Origin of the sequence: Vibrio sp. 1S139 (assembly GCF_041439475.1) — a bacterium.
In the GTDB taxonomy this organism is placed as follows: Bacteria; Pseudomonadota; Gammaproteobacteria; order Enterobacterales; family Vibrionaceae; genus Vibrio; species Vibrio crassostreae_C.
In genome coordinates this window covers 68,376-78,056 of the sequence record NZ_JBGOOD010000016.1, presented here as the reverse complement: position 1 = coordinate 78,056, position 9,681 = coordinate 68,376, and the positions used below count along the sequence as shown (strand labels likewise).

Below are 9,681 nucleotides of genomic sequence, written 5' to 3'. Positions count from 1 at the left end.
ATTTCACAATAATTCATCAATCTTAATTAGATCACATTTTTACTTTAATTGGTATTATTCCGGCACATATCAGAAAGCCTAGTCTGACGACTAGGCTTTCGTCGTTTCCAGTATCTGAGTTTAGTATTCGTCTTCGAGTTTTGTAGAAGCGTTCTCCGTTCGATGATCTCGAGCTCTGATATTCCGACATTTATTATCAAGCTCTGCTCTCTCTAACAGCGCTTGATTACGTAGGTTTATATTTGTGGCTATTGATTCGATGATTAACTTTTCCAGAGCGTCTTGAAAGCTCTATCTCCTACCAATTTGAACTGGCTGATAAAAATGCCTCGTTTCTAATAACAAGGTTTTGTTGGTCGGTAACTCTTGCTATATCCCTTCTACTTAATAGATGAATCTACAGGCAGTTACGTGAACTCCCCGGTTATAACGGTTTATAGTTGGAACATTGATGTCTATTTAATTGTTAATTCAGCGTGATTTAAAGTGGGTATCTGTCTGCGGGTAAATATCTTTAAACGCCTTCTTTCAAGGTGAGACTCATTTAATCTTGGGCTTAAAGGTGTCACTTTTCTCTATGGCTCTTCCTGAGTCTCTTCTCTGGGGTTGTTTATAAGAATGGTAAAACTACGTACAGACATAATTAAAGTCGTTCTCCGTCTGTTTGAGAGGCCCGATTGAGCAATTTCATGATTAGTTGGTTTGGTAGCATTGGATGGGTAGGGTTCGAGGCGTTTGGTTTATAGGTATTGTAGAAGTTATCTAGGGATAAGTAACAGATACAAAAAAGCCGATGTTAGACATCGGCTTAGTTTGAGTCGCTTAGAGTTAAGCGGGTTGAACTAGAGCGAGCGCTTTACGAGAAACCTCGTGAGCTGCTTTCGTTAAGTTTTGCTTCTCTAGTGCGTCAGATAGGTATCCGTAATCTGAAACATTTGAGCGAAGTGCTAGGGCTTTTTCGAAGTGGCTTTGTGCTTCCGCCCACTTCTGCTCTCTTAAGTAGAACTGAGCCAGCGCGCTGTGTGCTTCGGCATTACCACTGTCTTTACTAATTGCACGTTCTAGCATGACCACTACTGGGTGGTGATCGGATAAGTTCAGCTCTGGAAGCAACATGTAGAGTTCATTTGACCCACTCTTTGCAATGTTCTCTTTGATCACAGTGAAGGCTTCTGAGTCAGCTTTGCGAGCGATAAGTTGCTTCACAAAGCAGGATACAAGGTGCGAACTTTGTTTCTGTTTTCTTGAAAGCTTGTTCCAATGGCTGATTAAACCTTCGCTACCTTGCTGTTGTGCCACATCATGAAGTAGCCCACATTGTGCTTTCTGTTCTAATTCACGTTGCTCATCAGCTGTTAGAAGTTTGTTCTTAACTAATTTAGGAGTTAACTCTAGCAATGGCTGCCATAACTTCAGTTGCAAGTAAGTGGCTTTTAACAGGCCAAGTACAGCAGTGTTATTAGGGTATGTGCCTTTTAGGGTCGAAAGTGTATCGAATGCAGCTTCGTAGTTTGACTCGCTGATTTGCTGTTTAGCTTTAGTTAGCTCAACCGCTAGTAGAGAGTCGTCCTGTTGGCTAGCAAGCTCGATGTACTTATCTCGCTCACTTGTATTACCTTGTTCGTGTGCCGCTTGAGAAGCGACTAAATAACAAAGTAGAGGCATGTCGTGATGGTTAGCCCAACGAGTTACTTTCTTCTCAGCGCCTTTCCAGTCACCTTCAAGTAGCTTGATAATGCCTTCATTGGTATAACGACGAGAACGTTTCAGCTTACGAACACTGAACCAGTTCCAAGTTGTCGAGCTTGCGTACATAAGCTTTTTAAATAGGTACTCTAAGCCGAATAGAGCCGCTAGAAGAGCAATGACAAAGATAACCAGTGTTGTCACGCTCATCTCAATAGTCTTATTCGCAATTGAGATCAGAACGTAGCCTTGTTGACCAGAGAACTGAGTACCAACAATTAACCCAGCACCTAGAACGAGAAAAAGAAAAATCCAACGAATCATTATTTTTCCTCCGTGGTCATAACGGTGACTTCACGACGTAGGCGCTCACGTATCACATCTGACAACTCATTTTGAGATTCAAGCTTTACAGGGTATTTCACAGAGATGTTCTGTTCACTTAGCTGTTTAATCGCTTTCTCAAATTCAATCACTGAGTTGTTATCTTGGTTTAGATACGCTTTCGACCACTCGCTAGCGGTACTAAGAGCTGCGCTATAGAGTTCACCTTGTTCTTTGTAGACGGCGCGAATCGCGGTTTCTAATTTACCTTTGATGTTTTCACGCAGGTAGAAGTGTTGTTCAGGAGAGAGTAGAGGGATAACTTCGCCATCACGACTACGGAAGGTAATGAAGTTTTCTGAGAAGTCTTTCATCGACGTCATCAGGTTGTTCTGCCAATCATTAATATCTTGCGATACCGCTTTTTTCTCAACAACCGCAGCTTCCGGAAGAATCGCATTGGCAAGCGGCAGTGTATCGACTTGCTGTTGCAAGCTTGTGATACGCAGAACTAAGCCGTCACGGTCGATCAGAGGAATAGTGCGAAGCTTGGTAATGTCATTGGTCATTGATTGACGCAGTGACACTAAGCTCGGGTCATTCAGTGCGGCGATACGTTGATCGGCGCTTTCCATTAGTTTGGTTGCACTAACGGCATCATGCTCGAGGAACAGTTTACGTCCTGCTAGTTTCACAAGGTAATCAGCTTCAGCAAGCAACCAGTCATTCGGGCGGCGACCTTTCACGTCAGCCACTGCTAACTGCAGGCTTTGAATGCTCTTCTGCTGTTGAGATTGCACGACCTGAGTTTTCTCCACCGCGTGTGAGGCTTCTTGGATAGTCTCTTGCTTGATGGTTTGTAGGTCTTTATTTACCGCAGATTGGGTATTTTGAAGTTGTGCTTGAAGAGCGGCTATTTGAGCCGAGTATTCAGCGCTCTTTTGCTGCATTTGAAATGCGATACCGCCACTGAAGATAATTGAAATAGCGATCGCAATAGCGCCTAGTTTGACACCGCGCTTACCTTGCTTTTCTGCTTTCTCTATTTGCTCTTTATGCTCAGCTTGAGGCTGCTCATTTTTAGCGGTATTTGAAGCAGAGGCATCAAGCTTCTGTTCAGGTTGTTTTGTCTCTGTAGAGTCAGCTTTTTCGTTTTCAACAACTACTGGCTGAGTATCTTGTTTCTTTTCAGGTTCAATATGCTCATTATTTTTTTTGCTTGTCATGCTTATTTCCTGTTTCTAGCTAGGGCCGGAGAGCAGCCAGTAATATTTGGTTCGTAGCACTGTGAGTATTGGTCACATTCGAGAAGCCGAGTTGTTGTGCTCGTTCTACAATGCGCTGGCTTGGGACAAATAGATGTCTTGTTGAAAGCCAAGCCAAATACTCATCAGGGGTAATTGAGCAGAGATACTCCAATTGTTCCTGACTAGTGATGACAACTTTGGACGTTTTTTTGTTTATCCATGTTTGATAGGTATTGTGGTCGCTAATAGGAATATATTCTCTACGGTAGGTCTCACAATAAGAGACTTGTGCACCTCGATTGAGTAGAGAATCTCTAATGAGCTCACGCCCACCATTGCCACGTAGTATCAAAATGGACTTATTTTCTACGCCATTAAGTTCAGTAAGTTTAAGAAGATGTTCACTATCACTAACTTGAGGATAGTTTACTTTTTGTTTACAGACTTTGCTTAAAACGTGCGCAGTTTTTTGACCAACGCCAAGATAAAGCGGCGAAGTAGGCCAAATGGATGAGGTTTTTGAAAGGATGCTTTGGGCAGCCGCCACGGCGTGGTGACTGACTGCAATAATGATATCGCTGTTATTAAGCTGGGTGCTTAAATCCGCAGAGTTGGGATTATCCACGATACGAATCAGCGGATGATGGATTGCTTGAACCCCTTCATCCGCTAGTTGTTGGCAAAGCGATTGTCCCTCTGAACCGGGACGAGTCACCAACACTGTCATGATTATTCTTGGTCAACGTAGAGCTTGGTTAAGATTTCTCTCGCGCCATCATCCAGCAATTGATTTGCCAGAGTCACGCCAAGTGCTTCTGCATCTTTGCGAGGGCCAGAGATCTCACCACGAACCATCTTAGAACCGTCCGGTTCACCAACTAATGCACGTAGCCAGATGTTTTCGCCATCTAATAATGAGTAGCTGCCGATAGGAACCTGACAGCCACCTTCTAGGGTAAGGTTCATTGCACGTTCGCACAGTACACGATCAGCCGTGTCTTTATGATTCAGTGGTTCAAGGAGTTTAATCAGACGCTCGTCATCAAGGCGACACTCAATACCAACAGCGCCTTGGCCAACAGCAGGGAGAGACTGCTCTGGTTCGATGAAGCTACGAATACGCTCTTCTAGCTCTAAACGTTTAAGACCTGCAGCAGCCAGTACGATCGCATCGTATTGACCATCATCGAGTTTACCTAGACGAGTACCAACGTTGCCGCGCAGCTCTTTGATGATCAGATCTGGGCGGTATTCTAACAGTTGGCATTGGCGACGCAGACTGCACGTACCCACGACAGCACCTTGTGGGAGTTCGTCGATGTTGTTGTAAGTGTTTGATACGAAAGCGTCACGCGGATCTTCGCGCTCACAAATTGTTACCAGACCTAGACCTTCAGGGAAGTCGACAGGTACATCTTTCATTGAGTGAACGGCTAGGTCAGCACGACCTTCTAGCATTGCTACTTCAAGTTCTTTAACGAACAGTCCTTTACCACCCACTTTAGCAAGCGGAGTGTCTAGGATGATGTCACCTTTGGTCACCATAGTTACCAACTCAACCTCTAAACCAGGGTGAGCAGCTTGCAGTGCATCCCTTACAAAGTATGCCTGCCAAAGGGCAAGAGGGCTTTTTCTGGTCGCGATACGGATTGGTGCTGAATTTGTCATGGTGTTTCCGATATAGGTTCTGTAATAGCCTAATCCTACCATTATGAGGCGAGAATTCTTACTGTTTGATCATTCCATACTTTGATAGCTGAGAGATTTTCATGAGTTCACCAAAATAGTGTGATTGGTATCTCATTTGAAACATGGGCTATTATTAGAAATAGTCAATAAAGAGGACACTACGACGCCGTGAGTTTAACTTTCTGTCATCAAGGAATTGACCAGTATGACGGGTTCCTTTGCTTTACCATTAAGGGTAAAAGTGTTAAATTGATCACGTTTTGTTGCTCCTTTCGTTCAGTAACTAAACAGAACTGCACTTAACCTCAAACCAAGGACTTACCTTGCAGGCTTACACTCAAACTTTGATTCAACGATTAGACAATCTAAATCAGCAGCGCATTGATCGTGCGTTGGCGTTGATGAATGTGCAAGGCCAGCGAGTATTCAACCTTATTCCCGCACTGCTTCACTTCAATCACCCGATGATGCCTGGTTATTATGACCAACAAGTTCCTTTTGGAATTCGTAGCTTCACGCTTAATGAATTCCAAAAGCAATTTGTCTCTGATACCGAATTAACGCTGGGTGGCAAACTCACCGAAGCTGATGAACCTGCAATCCTTGGCTTGTACACCATGGGTAGTACTTCTTCTATTGGTCAAAGCACTTCAAGTGATCTTGATATCTGGGTGTGTGTTTCCCCGGATATGGATGGCGCATCTCGCGATAGCCTAACCAACAAGTGTCTCTTGATTACTGATTGGGCTGAAACCTTAGGGGTTGAAGCGAACTTCTTCTTGATGGATGAAGAGCGTTTCCGTTCGAACCATTCAGAAGAGATGACAGGCGATAACTGTGGTTCTTCACAGCATTTATTACTGCTTGATGAGTTCTATCGCTCTGCGGTTCGTTTAGCTGGTCAGCGTTTGTTGTGGCAAATCATTCCGCCAGAAATGGAAGAGTGTTACGACGAGTATGTTCAAGGTTTGTGTCAGGATGGTTATCTTGATTGCTCGCAGTGGATCGATTTCGGCAAGCTGAATCGTATTCCCGCTGAAGAGTACTTTGGTTCAAACCTGTGGCAGCTCTATAAGAGTATCGACTCACCGTATAAATCGGTTTTGAAGGCGATCCTGTTAGAGGCCTATTCGTGGGAATACCCAAACACCCAACTGCTGAGTATTGATACCAAGCGCCGCTTCTTTGCGGATGAACCGGATCTGTATGGTATGGATAGCTACTATCTGATGCTTGAAAAGGTAACGCGCTATCTAGAACGCATTAACGACCACACTCGATTGGACTTGGTAAGACGCTGTTTTTATCTTAAGACCCACGAGAAGCTGTCACGAGATGCGGGCATTGGTTCTGTTGCGTGGCGTCGTGAAGCCTTGACTGAGATGACTAAGTCTTGGAATTGGGGACATGAAACCATTGCTGAGCTCGATAACCGCCGTAACTGGAAGGTTGAGCAGGTTAAAGTGGTGCACCATGCACTGCTTGATGCCTTGATGCTGAGCTACCGTAATCTGATTCAATTTGCGCGTCGTAACGACATCACTTCGGCAATCAGCCCACAAGATATCAGTATCTTGGCACGTAAGCTTTACGCTGCGTTTGAGGTATTGCCAGGTAAAGTGACACTGCTGAACCCACAAATCTCTCCGGATCTGCATGAACCCGACTTGAGCTTCATCGAAGTTCGTCAGGGTCAGTCGAATAAAGCAGGTTGGTACTTGTATAAGCAGCCACTGGTTGCACACCGCATTCTTGGTCAGCCTTCTCTAGAGCACCATGAGTACTTGAGTAAGTTGGTAGCATGGTCGTTTTTTAATGGCTTGATTACCGAGTCGACACGTTTGCACTCTGTGGTACGTGACGCTCACATCGATATCGATAAGTTCTATCAAATGGTGAGCGACCTGCGTAATACGTTTTCTTTGCGTAAGCGTCGCCCAAGTATGCAAGCACTGGCGAGCCCGTGTGAGATAAGCCAGCTAGCGATGTTCATCAACTTTGAAAATGACCCGACGTCTGAATTAAGTGGTCGTGCATTAAAAGTGGACCTCAAGAACGCCGATATCTTCAGCTTTGGTGAGGAAGGTAAGAGCTTAGTCGGCAGTGTCGACTTAGTTTATCGTAACTCTTGGCATGAAGTACGTACGCTGCATTTCCAAGGTGATACGGCAATGCTGGATGCGCTGAAGACGGTACTTGGCAAAATGCACCAAGATGCTTTACCGCCAGAATCGGTTGATGTGTTCTGTTACAGCAAAAACCTGCGTGGTGTGATGCGTAACATGGTGTATCAACTGCTTGCTGAGTGTATCGATTTACGATTGAAACCGATTGAACCCGAGAAGCGCCGCCGCTTTAAGGCTATTCGTTTAGCTAATAAGATGTTTGGTCTGTTCTTCGAACGTCGTGGTGTGTCGGTACAGATGTTGGAAAACTCGGTCGATTTCTACCGTAGCATCTCAACCAATAAGCTCAAAGGCTCACCTTTACTGATGCTCGATAAAGAGCAAGAGTATCAGCTACCAGAAGTGGTGGATGGTTTTGCGAGTGAGGGCTTGATTCAGTTCTTTTTCGAAGATACCGACAAAGGCTTCAATATTTATGTATTGGACGAGTCGAACCAAGTTGAGGTCTACCACCAGTACAGCGGTGAAAAAGATGAGATGATCGCGAGCGTGAATTCTTTCTACACATCGGTAAAAGATGAGTCGAAGATGTCGTCTAAGTTGATTAACTTTAACCTACCTCAATACTACCAAATCGTTCATCCTGAAGAAGGCAATTCTTACGTTGTGCCTTATCGTAACGATGCAACTTTAGCTTCTCGGAGCTCAAAGATAGTTAACATCTAGTCTTACTAAGCCCGATTGATTTTAAAAAAAGGAGTGATTGATTCACTCCTTTTTAGTTTTGCTTACAAATGATTAGACCCAATCGATCGCTTCACCTGCGTGCTTCACGCATTCTTCTTTAACCATCTCAAACAGCTCCATGCCCGTCTTTGAACATGTCCACTTGTCGTCAACTAGCTTGAAGTGAAAGCCACCAGATTTAGACGCTAACCAGATTTCTTTCATTGGTTCTTGGCGGTTAATGATGATTTGGCTGCGGTTCTCAAACTCCAGCGTCATCACGTTACCAGTCACTTCGTAATCAATATCTGCCTCTGATTCATCGATAGCTTCTTCGATGTTTTGCATCTGTATATCGACCAGCTGATGAAATTCAGTCTCGTTCATCCTTTCTATCCTATTGCTTTTCCTGAGTGTGGTGCGATTATAGGGGGCATTGAGTTAATAATCACGATATGCAAAATGAAAAAATTAATTACTGCTCTATTTATGATGTCCGTTATTGGACTTTCTGGTTGTGGTCAAACGGGTCCTTTGTACGATCCTGATGAAGTTCAGCAAACCGAACAATCACAATAAGTGAAAACACGCAGAAATCGTTATTTATAAGGGATAAGAACTTTGGATTACTTCAACTATCAGGAAGATGGCCAGCTTTGGGCTGAGGACGTCGCACTTTCACAACTAGCAGAGCAATATGGTACACCGCTGTATGTATATTCTCGTGCAACATTAGAACGCCACTGGAATGCGTTTGATTCATCGGTTGGTGAGCATCCGCACTTGGTGTGTTATGCCGTTAAAGCTAACTCAAACCTTGGCGTGTTGAATACTTTGGCTCGTTTGGGCTCTGGCTTCGATATCGTTTCTGGCGGTGAGCTAGAGCGTGTGGTTGCTGCCGGTGGCGATCCAGCAAAAGTTGTATTCTCTGGTGTCGGTAAAACAGCCGCTGAAATGAAGCGTGCGCTTGAGTTGAACATTAAGTGTTTCAACGTAGAGTCTGAACCAGAACTAGAGCGACTGAATAAAGTAGCTGGTGAGCTTGGTGTTAAAGCGCCGATTTCACTGCGTATCAACCCAGACGTTGATGCGAACACTCACCCTTATATCTCTACAGGTCTGCGTGATAACAAGTTTGGTATCGCTTTCGACCGTGCTCCTGCTGTTTATGAGTTTGCAAAAACACTCGATAACTTGTCTATCCATGGTATTGATTGCCACATTGGTTCTCAGTTAACGGATATCGAACCTTTCATCGATGCAACCGATCGCCTACTTGCGCTGATCGACCAGCTACGTGCTAACGGTATCAACATCAAACACCTTGATGTCGGTGGCGGCTTGGGTGTGGTTTATCGTGATGAATTACCACCACAGCCTTCTGACTACGCGAAAGCTTTATTGGCTCGCTTAGACAATCATTCTGATCTAGAGCTGATTTTCGAGCCTGGAAGAGCGATTGCTGCTAACGCTGGTGTATTATTAACGAAAGTCGAGTTCCTCAAGCCAACAGAGCACAAGAACTTTGCCATCATCGATGCAGCAATGAACGATCTAATGCGCCCAGCACTTTACCAAGCTTGGCAGGATATTGTTCCTGTGAGCCCTCGTCAGGGTGAAACTGTGACTTACGATTTGGTTGGCCCAATCTGTGAGACAGGCGATTTCCTAGGTAAAGATCGTGACCTTGTTCTTGAAGAAGGTGATCTGCTAGCAGTTCGTTCAGCGGGTGCTTATGGCTTCGCGATGTCATCTAACTACAACACTCGTTCGCGTGCGGCTGAAGTGATGGTGGATGGCGATAAAACTCACTTGGTTCGTCAGCGTGAAGAGCTTACGAGTCTGTGGGAACTTGAAAACATTCTTCCGGAGTAATTTTAAGC

The 9,681-nt window shown here is 44.6% G+C and carries 8 protein-coding genes; 3 read left to right on the top strand and 5 right to left on the bottom strand.

Annotation, left to right across the window (positions count from 1 at the left end; genetic code table 11):
• Positions 1 to 828 precede the first annotated feature (828 nt).
• From ACED46_RS07910 to hemC, 4 genes are read right to left on the bottom strand one after another with little or no spacing between them, the layout of a single operon-like run.
• Positions 829 to 2,010, bottom strand: coding sequence for a heme biosynthesis protein HemY (locus ACED46_RS07910; RefSeq protein WP_017061005.1), 1,182 nt, complete (start codon positions 2,008 to 2,010; stop codon positions 829 to 831).
• On the bottom strand, positions 2,010 to 3,236 hold the full coding sequence (locus ACED46_RS07905) for a uroporphyrinogen-III C-methyltransferase (protein WP_371721214.1): 1,227 nt from the start codon (positions 3,234 to 3,236) through the stop codon (positions 2,010 to 2,012). Before ACED46_RS07905 ends, ACED46_RS07910 begins: the two co-directional genes overlap by 1 nt.
• Before the next feature lie 19 nt (positions 3,237 to 3,255).
• Positions 3,256 to 3,984, bottom strand: a complete 729-nt coding sequence (locus ACED46_RS07900; RefSeq protein WP_017061007.1) for a uroporphyrinogen-III synthase — start codon at positions 3,982 to 3,984, stop codon at positions 3,256 to 3,258.
• Positions 3,985 to 3,986: 2 nt separating this feature from the next.
• Positions 3,987 to 4,925, bottom strand: a complete 939-nt coding sequence (gene hemC, locus ACED46_RS07895) for a hydroxymethylbilane synthase (protein WP_017061008.1) — start codon at positions 4,923 to 4,925, stop codon at positions 3,987 to 3,989.
• Positions 4,926 to 5,269: 344 nt separating this feature from the next.
• On the opposite strand from hemC, the gene ACED46_RS07890 reads away from it, so the two are divergent.
• On the top strand, positions 5,270 to 7,798 hold the full coding sequence (locus ACED46_RS07890; RefSeq protein ID WP_017063755.1) for a class I adenylate cyclase: 2,529 nt from the start codon (positions 5,270 to 5,272) through the stop codon (positions 7,796 to 7,798).
• Between the two features lie 72 nt (positions 7,799 to 7,870).
• On the opposite strand, the gene cyaY is transcribed toward ACED46_RS07890, so the two are convergent.
• A complete protein-coding gene (gene cyaY / locus ACED46_RS07885; protein WP_017061010.1) occupies positions 7,871 to 8,185 on the bottom strand; it encodes an iron donor protein CyaY in 315 nt (104 codons plus the stop codon).
• Between cyaY and ACED46_RS07880 the strand changes: the two genes are divergently transcribed.
• Positions 8,165 to 8,377 (top strand): lipoprotein, encoded by a 213-nt coding sequence (locus ACED46_RS07880; protein ID WP_017061011.1) that lies wholly within the window; start codon positions 8,165 to 8,167, stop codon positions 8,375 to 8,377. The two genes, cyaY and ACED46_RS07880, sit on opposite strands and share 21 nt — an antisense overlap.
• 42 nt (positions 8,378 to 8,419) lie before the next feature.
• On the top strand, positions 8,420 to 9,673 hold the full coding sequence (lysA, locus tag ACED46_RS07875) for a diaminopimelate decarboxylase (RefSeq protein WP_017066756.1): 1,254 nt from the start codon (positions 8,420 to 8,422) through the stop codon (positions 9,671 to 9,673).
• The last annotated feature ends 8 nt before the right edge of the window (positions 9,674 to 9,681 follow it).

Bases quoted from the DNA above. Each gene is read 5' to 3' on its own strand.
- ACED46_RS07905 (WP_371721214.1), bottom strand. From the start codon at position 3,236: ATGACAAGCAAAAAAAATAATGAGCATATTGAACCTGAAAAGAAACAA.
- ACED46_RS07910 (WP_017061005.1), bottom strand. From the start codon at position 2,010: ATGATTCGTTGGATTTTTCTTTTTCTCGTTCTAGGTGCTGGGTTAATT.
- ACED46_RS07900 (WP_017061007.1), bottom strand. From the start codon at position 3,984: ATGACAGTGTTGGTGACTCGTCCCGGTTCAGAGGGACAATCGCTTTGC.
- cyaY (WP_017061010.1), bottom strand. From the start codon at position 8,185: ATGAACGAGACTGAATTTCATCAGCTGGTCGATATACAGATGCAAAAC.
- hemC (WP_017061008.1), bottom strand. From the start codon at position 4,925: ATGACAAATTCAGCACCAATCCGTATCGCGACCAGAAAAAGCCCTCTT.
- ACED46_RS07880 (WP_017061011.1), top strand. From the start codon at position 8,165: ATGAAATTCAGTCTCGTTCATCCTTTCTATCCTATTGCTTTTCCTGAG.